General features: G+C 69.2%; 15 protein-coding genes and 3 pseudogenes. 7 read left to right on the top strand and 11 right to left on the bottom strand.

Annotated features, from left to right (window positions below):
* Positions 1-76: 76 nt before the first annotated feature.
* Positions 77-1066 (bottom strand): hypothetical protein, encoded by a 990-nt coding sequence (locus CP980_RS00090; RefSeq protein WP_150492188.1) that lies wholly within the window; start codon positions 1064-1066, stop codon positions 77-79.
* Entirely contained in the window at positions 1000-1932 is a 933-nt protein-coding gene (locus CP980_RS00085) for a DNRLRE domain-containing protein (protein ID WP_150492187.1), read from the bottom strand. The genes CP980_RS00090 and CP980_RS00085 overlap by 67 nt, the downstream gene beginning before the upstream one ends.
* Before the next feature lie 499 nt (positions 1933-2431).
* Between CP980_RS00085 and CP980_RS00080 the strand changes: the two genes are divergently transcribed.
* A complete protein-coding gene (locus CP980_RS00080; protein WP_341874179.1) occupies positions 2432-2920 on the top strand; it encodes a methyltransferase domain-containing protein in 489 nt (162 codons plus the stop codon).
* On the opposite strand, the gene CP980_RS00075 is transcribed toward CP980_RS00080, so the two are convergent.
* Both CP980_RS00075 and CP980_RS00070 read right to left on the bottom strand, forming a co-directional pair.
* Complete coding sequence (locus CP980_RS00075) at positions 2917-3927, bottom strand: S1 family peptidase (RefSeq protein ID WP_229907505.1); 1011 nt, start codon at positions 3925-3927, stop codon at positions 2917-2919. The genes CP980_RS00080 and CP980_RS00075 overlap by 4 nt on opposite strands.
* Before the next feature lie 476 nt (positions 3928-4403).
* Positions 4404-4637 carry an RICIN domain-containing protein gene (locus CP980_RS00070; RefSeq protein WP_268257487.1) on the bottom strand — a complete coding sequence of 78 codons (234 nt, stop codon included), beginning with the start codon at positions 4635-4637 and terminating at the stop codon, positions 4404-4406.
* Positions 4638-4857: 220 nt separating this feature from the next.
* On the opposite strand from CP980_RS00070, the pseudogene CP980_RS00065 reads away from it, so the two are divergent.
* Positions 4858-5501 (top strand): annotated as a pseudogene (locus CP980_RS00065) (type III effector protein).
* Between the two features lie 114 nt (positions 5502-5615).
* On the top strand, positions 5616-7535 hold the full coding sequence (gene htpG, locus CP980_RS00060) for a molecular chaperone HtpG (RefSeq protein ID WP_150492185.1): 1920 nt from the start codon (positions 5616-5618) through the stop codon (positions 7533-7535).
* 398 nt (positions 7536-7933) lie between these two features.
* Here the strand turns inward: htpG and CP980_RS00055 are convergent, their stop codons facing one another.
* Both CP980_RS00055 and CP980_RS00050 read right to left on the bottom strand, forming a co-directional pair.
* A complete protein-coding gene (locus tag CP980_RS00055) occupies positions 7934-8704 on the bottom strand; it encodes a transposase family protein (protein WP_150492184.1) in 771 nt (256 codons plus the stop codon).
* A gap of 135 nt (positions 8705-8839) precedes the next feature.
* Positions 8840-9151, bottom strand: coding sequence for a DUF6221 family protein (locus CP980_RS00050; protein WP_150492183.1), 312 nt, complete (start codon positions 9149-9151; stop codon positions 8840-8842).
* 69 nt (positions 9152-9220) lie between these two features.
* Here CP980_RS00050 and CP980_RS00045 point away from each other — a divergent pair.
* The 3 genes and pseudogenes from CP980_RS00045 to CP980_RS36630 all read left to right on the top strand — a co-directional run.
* Positions 9221-9722, top strand: a pseudogene (locus tag CP980_RS00045) (transposase family protein); the annotation flags it as partial.
* Positions 9717-10106: a DegT/DnrJ/EryC1/StrS family aminotransferase gene (locus CP980_RS00040; protein ID WP_150492182.1), complete on the top strand. Its 390-nt coding sequence runs from the start codon at positions 9717-9719 to the stop codon at positions 10104-10106. The pseudogene CP980_RS00045 and the gene CP980_RS00040, both read left to right, overlap by 6 nt.
* Positions 10106-10544, top strand: a pseudogene (locus CP980_RS36630) (arsenate reductase/protein-tyrosine-phosphatase family protein). Before CP980_RS00040 ends, CP980_RS36630 begins: the two are co-directional and overlap by 1 nt.
* 1 nt (position 10545) lies before the next feature.
* Here CP980_RS36630 and CP980_RS00030 read toward each other — a convergent pair.
* From CP980_RS00030 to CP980_RS00010, 5 genes are all read right to left on the bottom strand, one after another.
* Positions 10546-11718, bottom strand: coding sequence for a UDP-N-acetylglucosamine--N-acetylmuramyl-(pentapeptide) pyrophosphoryl-undecaprenol N-acetylglucosamine transferase (locus CP980_RS00030; RefSeq protein ID WP_150492181.1), 1173 nt, complete (start codon positions 11716-11718; stop codon positions 10546-10548).
* A 232-nt stretch (positions 11719-11950) separates the two neighbouring features.
* Positions 11951-12328 carry a DUF6233 domain-containing protein gene (locus CP980_RS00025; RefSeq protein WP_150492180.1) on the bottom strand — a complete coding sequence of 126 codons (378 nt, stop codon included), beginning with the start codon at positions 12326-12328 and terminating at the stop codon, positions 11951-11953.
* 1009 nt (positions 12329-13337) lie between these two features.
* Entirely contained in the window at positions 13338-13784 is a 447-nt protein-coding gene (locus tag CP980_RS00020) for a hypothetical protein (protein ID WP_150492179.1), read from the bottom strand.
* Positions 13739-15292 carry an RICIN domain-containing protein gene (locus CP980_RS00015; RefSeq protein ID WP_167535750.1) on the bottom strand — a complete coding sequence of 518 codons (1554 nt, stop codon included), beginning with the start codon at positions 15290-15292 and terminating at the stop codon, positions 13739-13741. The genes CP980_RS00020 and CP980_RS00015 overlap by 46 nt, the downstream gene beginning before the upstream one ends.
* 613 nt (positions 15293-15905) lie before the next feature.
* A complete protein-coding gene (locus CP980_RS00010) occupies positions 15906-17759 on the bottom strand; it encodes an IPT/TIG domain-containing protein (RefSeq protein WP_150492177.1) in 1854 nt (617 codons plus the stop codon).
* Positions 17760-18292: 533 nt separating this feature from the next.
* On the opposite strand from CP980_RS00010, the gene CP980_RS00005 reads away from it, so the two are divergent.
* A complete protein-coding gene (locus CP980_RS00005) occupies positions 18293-18610 on the top strand; it encodes a hypothetical protein (RefSeq protein WP_229907506.1) in 318 nt (105 codons plus the stop codon).
* The last annotated feature ends 108 nt before the right edge of the window (positions 18611-18718 follow it).

Below are 18718 nucleotides of genomic sequence, written 5' to 3'. Positions count from 1 at the left end.
CGCATCCCGATCGAGCCGGCCCACCATCCAGTCCCCACGTACGCCTCCACCGTCTACGAATCCCGTTCTGAAACGATCAGTTATAGGCGGCGACCGCCCATGTCACCTTGTAGTGCTTGCTGTTCTCGCTCCACCGGTACTGCTCCTTGCCTGCGGTCCGGCCGGCGATCTCGATCCAGCTCGTGGTGTACGTGGGCTTGCCATCCGAGCCGATGTTGGCCAGACCGCAATCCTTCGAGCAGGTCGTCGCCACCCGCTGGGACACCGGGTCGCTGCCCACGCTGTTCAGCATGATCCGCGAGTTGGCGAGGCCGTTGCCGTAGTCCGTGCACCAGCGGTTGGCGCCGTTCGGAATCTCCTGTACCGCCGCCAGTGTCGGCCACTTGGCGTACGTGTCGCTGTGGCAGTCGGCGGCGCCGCTCTTGGAGAACTGGACGACGCCCGCGTTCGCGCCCACCCAGAAGCGGTCGGGGTTCCCGTACACCGGGGTCAGGTCGTGACCCCAGGCGCCCTCGCCCTTCGGGTTCTTCGGCAGCGGGTACGAGGTGCCGGTCGTGTTCGCGAAGCGCTTGGTGGCCGGGTCGTACGTAAGCTTGCGCAGCTCCAGACCACCGAGCACCCACACGTCCCTGCCGTTCGCGTCGGCGACGACCTCGTGCGCGCTGTTCAGCGGGATCGTCTGCACCGGCGTGCCGCTCCAGTCGCCCGGCTGGCCCTGCTCCTTGGTGTACAGCTCGACCTTGCCCGGCACCCCGTCCGCGCCCGCGAAGGCGGCGACGACGCTGCCGTCGGGCAGCAGGTCCACGCCATGCAGGTCGCCGGGCTCATTGGCCCCCTTGACGTTGATCGCCCAGTGGTAGCCGGACAGGGCCGGATAGGGGACGACGCCGATGAAGCCGCTGCCGCCGTCGCCGGTGACCAGCACCTTCCCGCTGCCGTACGACCCGCCGGGGCGCAGCTTGTGCGAGGTGCCGCCCTTCCAGTTGGCGCCCTTCAGCGTCACGTCCTCCACGGAGTGGTACGCGTCCGGCAGCCAGCGCTGGTACGGCTTGGACGCCTCCCACACCGAGGGGTTCGCGGAGTCCAGGAACTCCAGGGTCTCCTCGGCGGCGGGTAGCCGCCCGCGTACGGCGGACCGTACTCGTTGCCCGTGATCAGCGGCGTCGAGCCGGCGTTGAACTCGACCTCCAGCGTCGGCGTGAAGTACGACTTGGTGCAAGCGCGGTCCTGCGTGGCGCCCGTCGGGTGCATGGAGCAGAAGTCGTGGTAGCCGGTGACACCGGTCGCCGCGTCCGGCGCGCCCTCGCGCCCGCTCAGCCGGATGCCGTAGTTGGGCGTGGTCGTGCCCGCCCGGGTCCAGCCCTTCACCATGTCGGTGACGTCGACGCGGACGATGCCCTTGGATTCGTCCGGCAGGTACCTGTCGGGCTGGTCCTCACAGTCGGCGACGTTCGGGTGCCCGACGCCGAACCAGGAGCCGATGCCCTCGCCGACGGCGGGCTGGTTCGCCCAGGTGATCGTGGACTGGTTCCACGGCTCGGTCACCCGGTACACGCCGTACCAGGAGTTCTGTCCGCAGTCCGGGGCCGCCACGAAGGAGTTGTACATCCGCAGGTACGCCCGGTTGATGTTCGCGCCTGTCAGCCGCGAGACGTCGAACTGCAGGAAGCTGCGGTACTTCGTCGCGCCCGCGTCCGGCGTGCCGACGTGCAGCAGGTGCCCCTGCGAGTGGTCGGCGTCGTCGGTGCTGCTGATGTACGTGTCCTGGAGGCGCTTGATCAGGTTGCGGGGGCCGCTCTGCGCGAACGGCGAGACCGCGCCGGTGTCGGCGGTCGCCGCCGCGGGCGCCGCCCGCAGGGACCGCGCCGGCGCGGACTCCGCCCGCGCGGTACCCGGGTCCGGCGCGGGGCCTTGGGCCAGTAGCAGCGACATCGCCAGCGCCAGGCCGCTCGACAGACCCAGGGTCCTCCGTCCCCAGCGTTTCGCATGTCGGTCCTTCAGGGGGTGTCGGGACACCGGTGCTCCGCTCCTGGCGGCACCCGCGCCGGTCACGCGCGCGGGGGCCTCGGCCACCGGTCCGAACGGGCGTCCGGTCCGGTTCGGCCCACAGTAGCCGCCGAACGAGCAGGCCACGGGCCCGCGATGAGAAGGGCCTCCGGTGCCCGAACGGGTCGCCCTGCGGGCGACGGTGGTCGGTGGCCGCCTGTCGGCCCGCCTCGAACGACAGCTCGACTACGCGGGACGAGCCAGGTCCAGCGGTCGGCCGCCCTGGAGTCCCGCAGTCGCATTTCATGTGACACCTTTGCCGGCACCTGACACGTTCCACCGGGCCGGCCGGTAGGCGGGCGGCGCGTGGGGCGGGTATCCGCGCGTCTGTGGCTTCTGCCGGGGCCGGTCGGTGATTGTGGTGGCATGAAGGAGCAGCGGTTCGATGTCTGGGCGGCTGGGGATGCCTACGAGTGGTACACGGGCCGGTGGAGCCGTCTGGTCGCGGAGGAGTTCGTGGCGCGCCGCCGCTCCCGCGCCGGCGTGCTTCGTCGTGGCCGACGGGCTGGCGCTGCCGGTACGCGAGGCGGGGTGCGACGTGGCTGTCAGCGGACTGGTGCTCAACTTCCTTCCCGCGCCGGGAGCGGCGGTGGCCGAGGCATCGCGCGTCGTGCGGCCGGGCGGGCTGGTCGCGGCGTACGTGTGGGCTCCGGCTTCGCGGATCTGTGGGAGCCGTTCACGGCCGGGCAGGGCCCCGCCCCCGGCTACGTCGCCGGCCTCACCGAGCCCACCCGGGACCGGTTGCGTGACAGGCTCCGCGATACCGTGCCGACGCGGCCGGATGGGTCGATCGCGCTCACTGCCCGCGCATGGGCGATCCAGGGCCGAAAGCCCGGCCGCTCCCGCACCTGACAGCGCCGACACGCTGCGCTAGGGGATGGTCGCGCCGAAGGCGTGCAGGGCCTCCATGATCGGCTGGAAGAAGGTGGTACCGCCGTGGGTGCAGTCGCCGGAGCCGCCCGAGGAGATGCCCACCGCGGTGGCGGTTCCGTCCTCGTTGGTGATCCAGAAGGGGCTGCCGCTCTCACTGGGCTCGGCGCACACGTTGGTCCTCGTCAGACCTGTGACCCGTCCCTCTGCGTAGTTCACCGTCTGGTTGAGGGCCTGGACGTCGCCGGGCTCGCCCGCGTCAATGCCGTGCAGCCCCGTGGAGGCGCCGCTGCGGCTGACTTTGTCGGCGGTGGTCGCGTCCCGGGCACCGGTGACGGGCAGCGAGGGCAGGACGTAGCGCCGCACCTGGCTCGGGCGGGCGACGGAGGCGTCGGTGTACACGGCGATCGCGTAGTCGTCGCCGGGGAACTTCGACCCGTTCTCGGGGACGAGCGCGATCTCTGCGCCGCCCTCCGCCTCCGCCCAGCTCTTGATCGGGTTGCCGCAGTGCCCAGCCGTGAGGAAGGCGTCAGGCTTGCCTTCCCGCTTCACGTTGAAGCCGAGCGAGCAGCGCCCCCGGAAGCTGGACTTCGCGGAGGCGTAGACCGCATCACCGGCCGAGGAGTACGCCCGTAACTCCTGATCGGTCCGCTGCAGCTCGACCGTCTCACCGAAGGGCTTCAAGACCTTGTGGAGCATCTCCAGCCGCGCGTCGGTGACCGTGGGGTCGGCGGTGACGACGACCCGGTTGGCTACCGGGTCCATGCCCCAGGCCGTCCCCGGGATCAGGGCGCTGGAGTCCAGGGCCGCCTTGGTGGCGTCCAGCTGTGCAGCCGCGAAGCGGACGGTCCGGGGCTCGGCACCGGCCTCACGGACCGTGTCCGCCGCGGTCGGGGTCGTGACGTTGACGATCAGCTTCCGTGCCGCAGCGTCGTAGTACGAGCCGGCCTGTGCACCCTCCAGCTGTGGAATCAGGAAGTCGGCGAGCTGTCCGGCCGCGGCCGCGCTCATGGTGCGAGTTGCCCCGGCCTCTGGGGCATCCGACCTGTGCGGGACCAGGGCCGTAGCGCCCAGCAGGGCAACAGCCGTAGCGACCAGGGTGGAAGCCCGTCGCAGTGGAACAGACGATCGCAAAACATCTCCCGGGGGCATGCCGGAACTCAGAGTCCGGAGACAGGCGTGACAGAACACCACGATCAACGCCTGGCTCGCGTCCAGGGCACGGCAGCTTCCGGGAAGGACAGGGATCCTCGCGGTCGGATTCAGCTCATGCGGATATCAAAACGAAACGACCAGACGGGTCAGCGCGTCGGCCGCCTCGACGATGGCTGTTGAGGTACTCCAGGGGCCCCTGCCCTTGGGGGCCCGCGATGAGCTGGTGGAGCAGCGTCCGGCTTCGTGCTGTGTCGCAGGGAGGCGGGCCCCTGGGGGGCGCGGTTGCGTGGTGCCCCGGCAGGTGGTGAACGGGGCAGTAGGTGTGGAGCGGGTTAGGGGAGTGCGGCCCAGGATTGGGAGTTCGCGTTGCCTGACCACACGGTGGTCACCGCTGTGCCCGCGGAGATGGTCTTGCCGTTGATGTCGACGACGAGTCCGGTCTGCGGGTTGGTCAGCTTCAGGGTGCCGTTGGTTTGAGCGATGGTCCATTTCCGGTAGGCGTTGGCGGGGTCGAACGCCTGGGCGGTGACGGGGTTGCCCACGGCGGTGCCGGGGGTGAGGGTCAGGGGCCGGGTGCAGCCGTTGGTGATCCGCTACCCGGGCCCGTCAGTTGCCGCGCCATCCGGTCGAGGTCACTGAAGGGGGCGGTGCGCATCAACAGCGTGAATTGCCTCCAACAGGTTCGAGCGGTTCCTGCCAATGCACCGCGCAGGCCCTGTTGTAGCATGTCGTCCAGTGGATGACAAATATGGAGTCATCGAGTAGATGACGCCTTAGGAGGTGCCCGTGACTGCAGCCCACCAGCCGCCCGCGACCAGTACCCACAGTCCTTCGTCCTTCATGGCTGCCGCGGCAGCCCTGGTGGCCATGGACGACGCGTTGCGCGGCGCCCAGAACGAGACCTCCGACGCCGTCGGGCCTGGCCCCGAGCAGGCCTTGGCCTCCCTGATGCTGCTACGGCAGGTGCGCGAGCAACTCGCCGGCTGGGAGACCGGTCTGATCGAAACCGCCCGCGATGCGGGCGCCAGCTGGGCCGACCTTGCCACCCCCTCGGTGTCGCCAGCCGCCAAGCAGCTGAACGCCGTTACCTGCGCGGTCGGCCCGGCCCCGCCGGCACCACCGGAGAGCAGCGTGTGCAGGTCACCCGCCAACGCCGTGCCGCCGACCGCACCGCCGCCACCTGGGCCCGCGCCAACGCAGCCGACCTGCGTCGCCTCGCCGGACAGATCACCGCGCTCGCCCACCTCACGCCCGAAGCGCGCGCGGCACAGGCCGCCCTGCACGCCGCTCTCGGCGCCGGGGACGCCGCCGAGCTCATCTCGCCCTTGGCCGACATGCGTCCCCACCTCGACGCCCGCCACACCGGTCTCGTCGATTCCCTGGACGCCCTCCAAGCCCACCGCACGACGACAGCCTCTGACGAAGACTGACCCGCACACCCAAAGCCATCATCCGTACGCGGTGCCCCGCTGGCGCGTCACGCACACGCCGGCTCACGTGCCCGAATCCCATCCGTATCCGACCTTCCATTGAAAGGACCCAGCATGCCCAGCAGCGTTGAGACGCTGGAATTCCAGGCCGAGACACGCCAGTTGCTCCGGCTGGTGATCCACTCGATCTACTCGAACAAGGACATCTTCCTGCGCGAGCTGATCTCGAACGCCTCCGACGCCCTGGACAAGCTGAGGCTGGCATCACTGACCGATACCGGTCTCACCGAGTACGGCTCCGCTGACCTCCACATCTCGCTGGAGGTCGACAAGGACGCCCGCACCTTGACCATCCGCGACAACGGCATCGGCATGACCCGCGACGATCTCGTTGAGCTGATCGGCACGATCGCCAAGTCCGGCACAGCCAGCCTCCTGGAAAAGATCAAGGAGTCCAAGGACGCCGCAACCACGGAGAGTTTGATCGGGCAGTTCGGCGTCGGCTTCTACTCGGCGTTCATGGTCGCCGACAAGGTCACCGTGCGCACCCGGCGGGCGGGTACAGACTCCGGTACCCAGTGGGAGTCCGACGGCGAGGGCTCCTACACCATCCAGGCCGCCGACGGCCTCCCCGTCGGCACCTCGGTCACCCTGCACCTCAAGCCGGCCGACAGTGAGGACGGACTCGCCGACTACCTTTCCGAATCGAAGATCCGACAGATCGTCAAGCGCTACTCGGACTTCATCCGCTGGCCGATCCGCATGGCCACCGACCGGACCGATGCCGACGGGGAAGCCACCTCCGACCTCGACACGCTCAACTCGATGAAGGCGCTGTGGGCCCGGCCCCGCAGCGAGGTGACCGAGGACGAATACAACGAGTTCTACCAGCAGATCAGCCACGACTGGCTGCCCCCGGCCGAGACGATCCACATGCGCGCCGAAGGCACCTTCGAATACGAGGCGCTGCTGTTCGTTCCTTCACAGGCCCCCTTCGACCTGTACTCGCGCGAGTCCAAGTCGGGCGTGCAGCTTTATGTCAAGCGGGTGTTCATCATGGACGACTGCGAAGCGCTCATGCCCAACTACCTGCGCTTCGTGAAGGGTGTCGTGGACGCCCACGACCTGTCGCTCAATGTTTCCCGCGAGCTCCTCCAGCACGACCGCCAGATCCAGGGCGTACGCCGGCGCCTGATCAAGAAGGTCCTCGGCGCACTCAAGGACATGCAGGCCAAGGACGCCGAGCGCTACACGAGGGTCTGGGCCCAGTTCGGCCGGGCACTGAAGGAGGGTCTGCTCGAGGACAGGGACAACACCGAGCTGCTGCTGGAGCTGGTGTCCGCCGCTTCCACCCACGACCCGGAGAAGACCACCACGCTGCGCGAGTACGTCGAGCGCATGAAGGACGGCCAGGACACCATCTACTACCTGACCGGCGAGACCCGTGCCATGGTAGAGAACTCCCCGCACATGGAAGCCTTCGCCGCCAAGGGCTACGAGGTGCTCATCCTCACCGACCCCATCGACGAGGTATGGGTTGACCAGGTCCCAGCCTTCGACGGCCATCGTCTGCAGTCCATCGCCAAGGGCCAGGTCGACCTTGATGAGTCCGCCGACGGCGACAAGGAGACCGACGCCGACAAGGCCCAGCGCGAACAGGACTTCGCCGCCCTGCTGCCATGGCTGACCACCACCTTGTCCGACCACGTCAAGCAGGTACGCCTGTCGTCACGCCTGACCACCTCGGCGGCATGCATCGTCGGCGACGCCCACGACGTGACCCCCACCCTGGAAAAGATGTACCGGGCCATGGGCCAGCAGATGCCCACCGTCAAGCGGATCCTGGAACTCAACCCCACACACCCCCTGATCACCGCACTTCGTACCGCACACCACGCAGACGCCGAGGCTCCCGCTTTGACGGAGGTCGCCGAGCTGATCTACGGCAGCGCTCTGCTCGCCGAAGGAGGCGACCTGTCCGACCCGGCCCGCTTCACCCGGCTCCTCACCGACCACCTGACCCGCACCCTGTAGCCACCGAAGCAACCGGGCACAGAGGAACCCGCCTGCTCCGGCACCCCGAACGGTGCGTCGGAGCAGGCGGACGTGCGACAGGCGCGGGAAGGACGCGGTCCGCCTCGACCTGCCACTCGGTCACCGCCCGGAGGCCTCCCCCAAGGTGGACGGGCACCATCGGGATCGGAGCGGTACCGGTCAATCTCCATCGGGTAGTTGCCGGTGGTCGGGAGCAGGTCCTTCGGCGTGGCGCGCTCAGCCCGGTGAACGGGGCTACCAAGGGACGGCTCAGACGCCGCGATCACACCAGCCGCACCAAGATCATCTTACCCGTGACCAGCAGTTACGGGACAGGCCTTAAAGGGTGTTGCAGAAGTCTGTCTCGGCCAGGCCTGAGTGGTGTCTGGCCTGCTGATTCAGCCGGTGATGGCGATGTTGTGCATGGTGGCGACGGCCTGGACGGCGTGGTGGAGGCCGTCGCCTTTCTGTCGGCAGTCGCGGAGGATCTTCCAGTTCTTCATCCGGGCGAAGGTGTGCTCGACCCGGGCACGTACCCGCCGGTGCTCGGCGTTGTCCTCCTCCTGCCCGCGCAGGAGAGGGCGGCCGGCCCTTCTGCGGTGCGGGACGGTCAGCCCGGTGCCGAGATAGGCGCCGTCCGCTATCACCGTCGTCCCGGCCGCCGCGGCCGGCAGGTCCGACTCGCGCCAGACGTGGGCATCGGCCTTGTTTCCCGGCGCCGGGCGGGCTGAGGCGACGACGAGACGGGTGTCGGCATCGATGATGACCTGCACGTTCGCCGAGAACCGGTAGTTCCTCGACGAGGCGCCCACTTTCCGGTCGCGGACGGGGACGAGGGTGCCGTCCACGATCCACAACCGGTCGGTGTCCGTCACCGGCCGTGGGGCCGGCTCGAGTGCCAGGAGCGGACGCAGGCGCTGGATGACCCGGCAGACCGTCGCTGCGGAGACGCCGAACAGCGGGGCGAGCTGCCGCATCGTGAGGTTGGTGCGGTAGTACACTGCCACCAGCAGGACCCGGTCCGTCAGCGGCAGGCACCACGGCCGGCCACCACCGGGCCCGTTGCCGCCCCACTCCCGCACGAGCTTCACCAGCTTCACGAACCGGTCCATCCGCAAGCCCGTGAACGTCTCCACCCACACCGGCTCAGCCCGCAACACCCCACCCATACAGGGAAAATGCCCGGGACTGAGCCTTCTGCAACACCTTTAAGGGCTGTCCCGTAACTGTGCTGCGTGACCCGTCTCAACGAAGCCTGACCGGCTTGGGCCAGCCCTCGGGTCCAGCTGGCGGAGTCGACGGTGTCAGGCCGGCTCGTCGTCGGCAGGGGCCCACTCTTCGCGGTATCCCTGGCGATCGGAGTAGGCGGTTGCTGCAAGGACCCGCAGCGACCAGTCGACGCTGTCGTGGTCATGGGTACCGGCATGTTCCGAATCGCGCCAGGCGGCGAGCAAGTCACGGCGCATGGCGATGGTGCGGGCCGGTGAGTAGAGCGCGGCAAGCGGGTTGTCGGGGGACAGCTCTTCGGGAAGCCATGACATGGGTGGCTGGTCTGCGGCTGCCACTTGGTCGGCGTCGATCTGCTCGTGCAGCCAGGTGATCAGTTCGGCAGTCATACCCTGCATGATCCCCCATGCCGATCGCGCTCGACGAAGGCACCCTAATCGGCCCGGGATGATCTTGGTGTGGCTGGTGTGATCACGGCGTCGGAGCCGTCCTGGATAACCCCGTTCACCGGGCTCAGCCCCCGTGCCTTCGGGAAGCTGGTGACGGTGCTGCGGCGCCAGGGTGCGGACGCGGTCCGCAAAGGCCGGCCGTGGAGCCTCCCTCTGGAGAACCGGGCCCTGCTGGTCGCGGCTTACTGGCGCACGAACCTCACCATGCGGCAGCTCGCCCCGCTGTTCGGAATCTCAAAGTCTGCGGCAGACCGGATCATCGACCACCTCGGGCCGATGCTCGCGTTCCAACCCCGCAAGCGGTTCGCGAAGGACACCGTGCTCATCGTGGACGGCACCCTGGTCCCCACCCGGGACCACACCATTGCCGCGCAGTCGAAGAACTACAGGTACTCCACCAACCACCAGGTCGTCATCGACGCCGACACCCGACTGGTCGTCGTGGTCGGCCGGCCGCTTGCCGGGAACCGCAACGACTGCAAGGCATGGGAGGAATCCGGTGCCAATGCCGTTCCAGCTCGACGGCTTCCAGACCGCCGAGGACACCCGCCGCCACCTGTGGCGCACCTACCGCGACGCCCTCGCCCCGCTGGACGACGTGACGCTCATCGACGTCGATGTGGACCACGCCGTACCGCACCTGTGCCAGGTCCGCGTCCCCCACCGCGACGAGGTATTCGCCAACCTCCGAGGTCAGGACATCGGGGTCGGGGTCCACTACCCGCCCAACCACACCCAGCCCGCGTTCGCCACCTGGCACCGCTCCCTGCCGGCCACCGAACAGGCAGGCAGCGAGATCCTCAGCCTGCCCTTCCACCCGCACCTCACCGAGACGGACATCAACCTCGTGGTGACCACGCTCGAACAGGCCCTCAAGACCGCCGGAGGATCGTGATGGGCAAACTCCTGACCGTGTGCCTGGGGAACTACTGCCGCAGCCCGTTCGCCCAGGTCGCGCTCACCCGCAGGGGCGGGACGGCGGTAACGGTCCACTCCGCCGGACTGATCGGCAAATGGCAGGACCAGCCCGCCAACCCCTCCATGATCAACGCAGCCCGGCGGCTCGGACTCGACCTCACACCACCGCGGCCGCCAGATCACCATGGAGGACCTGGAGTGGGCGGATGACGTCCTCGCGATGGATGCCGCCGTCCTCGACACGCTCCGCGCGATCGACGACGGCCACAACGCCCACAAGCTGAGCCTCTACCTCCCAGGCCACGACGTTCCCGACCCGATCGGCCAGGACGAGAGCACGTTCAACGACTGCGCCGTGGTGATCGAGGCGGGCACAGCCCTGCACACCGGACGCCGACATCAACAGTCCGGCTGATTCAGGCGGATGCGGCGGACAGCACCACGTCCACGAGCCTGTCCGCCGCATCCGGCCGCCCGTACGTCCGGGCCCGCTCAGCCATCGCCGCCCGCAGGGCGGGGTCGGTCAGGAGCGGGCCCACCGCGTTCTGCAGAGCGGGGCCGTTGACCTCGCCGAGCAGGGCGAGCGCCGCTCCCGCGTCGGCCAGGTGCTGGGCGTTGTGGGCCTGCTCGTTCCCGGCCGACGTGGCGAGCGGGATGAACACCGCGGGCTTGCCGAGCGCGGTCAGCTCCGCCAGCGTCCCGGCCCCGCTCCGCGATACCACGACGTCGGCCAGCGCCAGCACGTCCGGCAGCTCCGCCCCGAGGAACCCCGTCAGGTGGTAGCGGCCGGCCAGGGCCGGGTCCAGCCTGGCGGCAGCCGCCCGGAGTTCGTCCACGTTCCCCGGACCGCACTGGCGAATCACGTTCGCGTGCCCCAGGAGCCAGGGCAGCACTTCACGAACGACACCGTTGATCTGCTGGGCCCCCTGGGCCCCGCCGGTGACGTAGACCGTCGGCAGACGCCGGTCGAACCCATACAGGGCCAGTGCCTCGACCGCCTTGTCCGCGTGGCCGCCAAGTACTTCCAGCCGCACTGGGTTCCCGGTGACGACCGCACGCTCGCGTACCTCAGCGGGCAGCAGCGGCAGCGAGGACTCCGAGGACACCGCGATCCGCGTCGCCGAACTCGCGAGCTTGCGGTTGGCCAGCCCGAGCCGCACGGTCTGCTCGTGCAGGACCAGTGGAACGCGGCACAGCCGCGCGGCCAGCCCGGCCGGGACCGCGACGTACCCGCCCGTCGCCAAGACCACGTCCGGCCGGAAGCCAGCCACGATCGACCGGGCCTGAGCCACGCCGAGCGGCACCCGGGCCATGTCCTTCACGTTCGCGGCGGACAGCATTTTGAGCGGATTCGACGAACGTCGGATCTTCCCCGTGGCCACTGTCTGGAACGCGATCCCCTCCGCCGGGGCGACACGCGCTTCGAGCCCGTCCGCCGTCCCGATCCACAGCACATCCAGCGTGCCACCCACAGCCGCGAGGCGGCCTTGCAGGGTACGGACCGCCGTCAGGGCGGGGTATGTGTGACCGCCGGTTCCTCCGCCCGTCACGAGCAGCCGGAAGGGACGCGAGAGCGAGGAAATGTCCACGCGCCAACCCTACTGTTAGCTGGCACACGAGCACGACGGGTGGCGCGTCTCGGCGCACCCTGGTGATCTTCCCGTCGCGTGCTCGTTTGAGTTGGCATGCGAAAGACGATCTACGCACTGACAGTGGCGGCGCCGGTGCTCGCCGCAGACCCCGCCTACGCGAATGGGACAGCCTAGGACGGCAAGGTGGGCTGAGTGTCACTGCCGGGCAGTCAGACCTCGAACTGAGGGTTCAGCTGGTCATGCCGAGCGCGTTCTCGGGACTGCAGAACGGACACGGCTCCACACCTTCAGTGATCAGCCTCCGGGCCTCATCACGGCTGATCGCCTTCCCGTAGTCGTCGAAGGTGCAGCTGCCATCGTGGACGTTCAGCGGCTTCGGGCCGCGAGCGCTCCGCATCGACGTCACCTTCCACTCCGGGCGGGCCACCACCACGGCAGGCGGCGGGGGCCGACGGGGCGCGGGCTGCCGCGGTCCAGCCTGGTGGAAGGAGGCAGCGGCCAGCTGCGCCTCCAGATCGCGGATGGCCTGATCGGCCTGGCGCTGCTGCCAGCCGAGCCAGGCCTGCACAGCGCGCCACCGCTGCAGACGGACCTCCAGCTCGCTCACGAAGACCGCGCACCGCAGGCCGGCTCCCGCGCCGCATTCAGGCCGGCCTCCGCCGGCAGCTGCAGCTCCACACAGCCCGCGGTACTCCAACCACGTTGCTCCAGAACGGGTGGGCACTGATCAGGCAGGAGAGACGGATCAGCTCGCGCCGCAGAACGGCGGTGTCGAGTGCGGGCTGGAGGGCGAGCCGGCGGCAGATCCGGATCTGGTCTTGCTTGAGGCGACGAGATCGTCAGGGAAGTGGAAGTGCGGCATCTACTCATTGAACCAGCTGTTCGAATGTATGTGCGAGTCGTGCCGTCTGCTGTGTGCCCAGCCCCGCCGATTTCCTGAACCCGTCGGAAAGCGCCTGCCCAAGGGCGGACTACCGGTATGTGCCGTGGCGGAGCTGGCTGATCGCCGGACTCGTGACCCCCTGCGAGGAACGGCAGAGCTCGGCCATGGACACGCGGCCCGGCACCGTTGCCGCACCCGGGCGCGAGCGCTGGGGAACCACCGGCTTCGACGTCCCCACTCTGCGCAGCTTGGCCTTCGGCTTCGGGGCGTGCTGCTGGGGGCTAGGCCGCTTCGCCTTCGCTGGCAGCCGCTCAGGCTTTCGTACGGTACGAATTCCCGAGCCCGATCTGTCGTCCTTCGCGGTGCGGGGTTGCTCCCGGCGAGTGCGCGACGCCGACGAGGTGTTCTCGGGCGCGACTACCACGGCGGGAGCGGGTGGCCGGATGTCGGGCAGCGGCGTCAGCGGCAGCGCCGCCTCAGCCGCCTCTCGCGCAGGGGCGGGGGCCGGGACCGAGAACTGCGTGCGGTCCTGCGGGGATTTGTTATCGACGGGGGCGACGGAGAAGCACCCCGCCGTGGCCAGGAGGACGGCGAGGAGCAGGGGGAGAGTCCGGCGGTTCACATGATCACTGTCGCGCACACCGGACGCGGTACCGCCGAAGGCACGCCCGTCCCTGCCGCCTACGACGGACCCCAACAGCGGCACAGGGTCAATACGCAGCCGTCTGCCCGCTCAGGCGGTGGCCCGGGTGGGCAGGGCGATGACGGCGGCGGCGGACGCCCGGTCGAGGGCGGTGGAGAAGGTCTTCGCGACGATGGCGGCCTCCTTGGCCATGGCCTCGATCTCCGCGACGGCTAGAGCGTCGGCCGCGGTGCGGGCGAGGAGGTCGAGCGCTTCGTCGTTGCCTTCGGCCAGGCGCTGGATCTGCTGCAGCTCCTGGTAGCGCAGGTCGGCCTCGCGGACCTGCGCGGCATACTCCTCCAGGGCCGCGATGCGCTGCTCGACGCCGTCCCGGCTGACGCGCAGCGCTTGGCCTCCATTGCGGCTTCGTTCTCCAGGGGGGCCCGGGGCCGCAGCGGCGCGGATGCCTGGTGCCCCGCCAGGTGGTGACGGGGCGCCGGGTGTGGGGCGGCTTAGGGGAGTGCGGCCCAGGATTGGGAGTTCGCGTTGCCTGACCACACGGTGGTGACCGCTGTGCCCGCGGAGATGGTCTTGCCGTTGATGTCGAGGACGAATCCGGTCTGCGGGTTGGTGAGTTTGAGCGTGCCGTTGGCCTTGGCGACGGTCCACTTCTGGTAGGCGTTGGCGGAACCGAACGCCTGGGCGGTGACAGGGTTGCCCACGTCGGTGCCGGCCGTGAGAGTCAGGGGCTGGGCGCAGCCGTTGGTGATCCGCACGGTGGCGTCCGGGTTCGCGTCGAACTTCCAGCGCTGCGAGCCGCGGCTGGTGTCGCGGGCGGCGAGGACGACGGTGGAGCCGGATGTGCAGGAGTTGGTGAGCTCGACTGCCAGGCCGCCGCCGTCGGTGAGGGTGTAGTACGTGCCGTTGCCGGCGAGGGCGGGCCCGTAGTCGATGGTGTGCGGTGCCAGCTTGCTCAGGGCGTCCGCACCGGTGGACAGCGGCGGGTTCGCGCTGGGGCGCACGGTGTTGAAGTAGCCGGAGAAGGTGTCCGGCCTCTGCGTGGTGAGGGCGGTGAGGGTCTTGGCCATGCCGTTGTCCACGCCGCGCCACAGGTCGAGGAGGGAGCCGCCGACGTTGCCCTGTACCTGGTCGCCGACCTGCCATGAGGCGCCGTAGGTGAACCTCTCACTCGTGCCGTCGGGGTGGACGTAGCGAGAATCGCCCAGCAGGTAGGCGGCCACGGCGTCGGCGAACCCCTCCGACCAGGCGCACGTCTCGGAGCTGACCCACGGAACGAAATGCTGCCGGCAGTTCTGGACGAGCGGGGATTTCCCGCCGTAGAGGCGGTTCATGAGGAAGTGGCCTCCCTCGTGCAGGATGGCGTGCTCGGTGTCCGCCGCGGCACCGTAGACGTACATCCTGTTGTCGTAGCCGTCGTAGGACGCGTTAGGGCTGGTGGATTCGCCCCAGTAGACCATGAGCGGGCTGCAGGCGCTGCTGTCGCTCTCCTGGGCGGACCAGCACTCGCTCGTCGGGTTGGCGCGGTTCGACCACAGCGTGAAAAGGGTGTCGAAGATGTGGAAGGGGCGTGAGGTGGACGCGGCTGGCTTGACGACGCCGATGTTCCTGTTGCCGGTGACGTCGGAGATCGCAGCGGTCTGCCAGGCGATGTACTTGTTGGTGCTCTCGTCGACGACCCGCCACAGGTTGTTGTAGGCCCAGACCTTCACCGAAACGCTGCTCAGCGAGGTGGTCGTAGTGGGTGTGTAGCAGAGGTTGTAGTTGCCGCTGGTGTCGGTCAGGCCCACGGCGTTGAGCGCATGCGGCGTGTCGGTGCTCTTCTCGGCTCCGATCAGTTCGACGCGGGCCTTCCGCAGCGGCTTGGTACGGGTGGGCTTGGCCGTTCCCTCCTCGGCGGACTGATAGTCGTACTGGATCGTGCCGCTGATGCAGACAGGGCTCGCCGCACTCGCGGCGCTCGCCGTCAGGGGAACGGCGGCCAGGCCGCAGAGCAGGGCCGTGGCCAGGGCGATGACCCGAGAGGGCCGTCGCAGGCGGATGGTCATGGGGAACTCTCCCAAGAGTGGCGACAAATAAGACTCACAACCGCGAGGGAGCCAGCAGCGGTAGCCCGGGCGGTTGAGGCGCCGACGCCGATGCGGCGAAGGCCCGCCCGCCGTGACTCGTTCGCTGCTGATCCACTTCGGTCGGCTCATGATCGCTAAGCCATCCAGCACACGGCAGGGCGCGCAACGGCGCACGAGGGGAGCGCACTGCAGCGCGCAGGGGGGTGAGCGTGATCCTCACCCGCACTTCCCTGCCTGCGATACAGGGGTTCGACCACGGGGCGGCAGTGCGAGATGCCGGGCCCAGTGACTTCCCCTTCGTTTCGCGTTCGGTTGCACGGTTGCCAGCCATGCTTCGGGCCTGAGACGGGCGGTGCTGATCCGAAAGAGCGGCTCGCCACTGGTGACATAAGGCCGGTGCCGCCGCATTCTGCGGCGGCACCGGCACTCCGGCCGGGCAACCGAATGGGAGTTTCGGAGGGTGGGGCTCGCGTTGTCGGCCGGGGCCGCCCCGCTTGTGGTCTGTCGGCAGCGTTTCGCGGTCGCGGACGGGCGATGTGGGGGAGGTTGCCGCCGAGGCATGTCGGGCGGCGGCCTCACTTGCGGTCGTGGGTCAGCCGATGCGGATGAGGCCGGCGGTGGCGGTGGCGGGTGCGAGGGTCGCGGAGCCGGTGTAGGTGGCGGTGTAGCCGAGGTTGAGCAGGACGGCGGTGACGGGGCAGGGGCCGGTGCAGGTGGCGGTGCCGGCCGTGTTGGTGGTGGCGGTGCACACGGTGGTGGCGCCGACGGTGAACTTGATCGGGGCGCCGGGGACGGGCTTGCCGGTGGTGGCGTCTGTGAGGGTGGCCGACAGGCTGAGGGAGAGGGTGAGCTGGCCGGGCGCGATGGACACCAGCAGCGGCTCGGCGGTGATTTTGGTGGTGTCCTTGGTGTAGGTGTAGCGGCCGGCGGGCACCGCGGTGCTGGTTCCGCCCGGGGTGGTGACGGTGACGTCGATCTGTCCGGCCGTGCCCGCGGCGGGGGCGGGCGCGGTGATCTGGGTGTCGCTGTCCACACGGAAGGAGGCTGCGGCCGTGGTACCGAAGGTGACCGCGGTGGCGCCTGTGAGGTTGCTGCCGGTGAGGGTGACGGTGGTGCCGCCCGCGGCGGGGCCGGTGGCGGGGGTGATGCCGGAGAGAGCGGGCGCGGGGACCCTGTAGGTGTAGGTACCGGCGTCAACGGTGCGGCCCTTGGCGGTCACCGTGACGTCGACGGCGCCCGCGGCGTACGGCGGGGGGACGGCGGTGACGGTGTTGTCGTCCACCACCGTGACACCGCTCGCGGAAGTGCCGTCGAAGGTGACGGATGTGGTGCCGTTGAGATGGGTGCCGGTGAGGGTGACGGTGGTGCCGCCGGTGGTCGGGCCGTGGTCGGGGGCGATGGCGGTCACCGTGGGGAGAGCGGCCTTGCCCATGGCCAGGCCGTTCGGGCGGGAGCCGGTGGCGACGGTGCCGGTGACGGTGAGCGTCGCGGTGTCGATCACGGACATGGTGTCGGAGAAGGAGTTGGTGGCGTAGACGCGGGTGCCGTCCGGGTCCGCCAGGACCGCGTTGGTCCCGGCGCCGACACCGATGGTGGCGGTCACCGTGTTGGTCGCGGTGTCCAGGACCGATACGGAGTTGCCCAGCCGGTTGCCGACGTAGACGCTCGTGCCGTCCGGGGTGACGGCGATGCCCTGCGGCTGCTGTCCGACCGGGACGCTCGCGGTGACGGTGTGGGTGGCGGTGTCGATCACCGAGACGCTGCTGCCGTTGTAGTTGGAGACGTAGACATGCGAGCCATCGGGGCTGACAGCGAGCCCGCTCGGGTCTCCTGCTGCAATGGTGGCGGTGACGGCCAGTGTGGCGGTGTCGATCACCGACACGGTACGGCTGGAGAAATTGCCTACGTAGAGCCGACTTCCGTCCGGGGACAGCCCCAGGGAGGACGGAAAGTTCCCGGTCGCGATGGTGGCGACGATGGTCAGGGAAGAGGTGTCGATCACCTCGACGCCGCCGGGGTTGGCGGTGTGGGCCACGTAGACCCGCGTGCCGTCCGCGGAGACGGCCACCGGCAGGGGAGAACCACCGACCGGTACGGTGGCGGCGACCGTGTTGGTCGCGGTGTCGATCACCGAGACGGAGCTGCTGCCCCTGTTGGTCACCCAGGCCTGGGAGCCGTCCGGGGTGAGCGCCACATTCGCGGGCGAGGCCCCGACCGCGATGGTGGCCACCGTCGCGCCGGACGCCGAGTCGACGGCGGCGACGGAGTCCGCGCCCTGGTTGGCGATGTAGATCAGCTGCCCCGGCCCGGCCGCGTGCGCTGGTACGGCCGGCAGTACCGCGACGGCCGCACCAAGGGCCGCGGTGGCCAGCGCGGCCTCCGCCCGCCTGCGCAGACGGCGTAACGGTCCCGGACGTATCGCCGTGCTGTCAGTGCCCAGTGTCATTCGTTCCGCCTCTCGCGGGATGAAGCAGTCCGACCGTCCGACCGGACTGTGCCCGATAACGCTAGGTACACAAAACCTGACGCATCATCGAATGATCGATGATGACCACTTCTGCTCACGTGCGGCCGCTGCGATCCCGGGCCCCGGAGCGGCCGACTGAGTAAACCCGCTGCCCCAGCCTGCGTGACCCGCAGGCGGTCCAGTGGGATGCGGAGGCGCCGGAGCCGAACGAACTCCAGCGGGCCGGTGCCTTGTGCTCGGGGCCGAGGAGCTGGGCTGCCCTGAGGGTCGCCCCTCGCCGCTGATGGTTTCGAGCCTGGAGCGGAAAGTCGGACAATCCGCAGCGCTGTTGTTCCTCGCTGGCGATCTGCTGGCAAAGACGACGCGGAGCGTGTCCACTCGTTGGAGTTGAAGTGCTGCATATCCTGTCCGGCTCCTTCTGTTCGGCGCTTAGCTTCGTGCCGTAGGAGACCAGGCAGCGGCGTCCGACGGGAGGGTCGCTGTCACGGCACTGAGTGGATGGACCGGACTGGATGGCGATGGCACTGGATATGACAGCCGCATCGGAACTGGCGGTGCTGCGAGCTCTGGAGCGAGCGGGAAAGCGCAAAGTTCCACGCTCCGAGCGAGGCAGGTTGAACGTCGTCCCGCCGTGGGAGATCTACGCCCACCGGCCGCCGGTGGACCCGAGCGATCTCGACAAGGCGCTTGCCAATGCCTGGGATCTTCCTGCGGCAGTGGGGTTCTCGGAGGAGCTGATCTCTGCTTTGGACGCCTACGCCCGAACTCTCCTCGCCTCCGGTCACGCGTTCAACCGAGAGGATCTGCAGCGGGTCCTGGCACGCCTCTGACCGTGTGCGCGGGAAAGGTCGGGCGTGAGCCGTTGGAGTTCGAAATCTCCGTCGTGGTCAGCCTCTCTCGGACCCCCGCACCGTGTCCACTAACACCAGCGGCCTCCC

The sequence above is a fragment of the Streptomyces vinaceus genome (assembly GCF_008704935.1).
GTDB classification, from domain to species: Bacteria; Actinomycetota; Actinomycetes; order Streptomycetales; family Streptomycetaceae; genus Streptomyces; species Streptomyces vinaceus.
The sequence above is the reverse complement of the archived record's forward strand: the minus strand, read 5'-3'. Positions and strand labels throughout refer to the sequence as shown.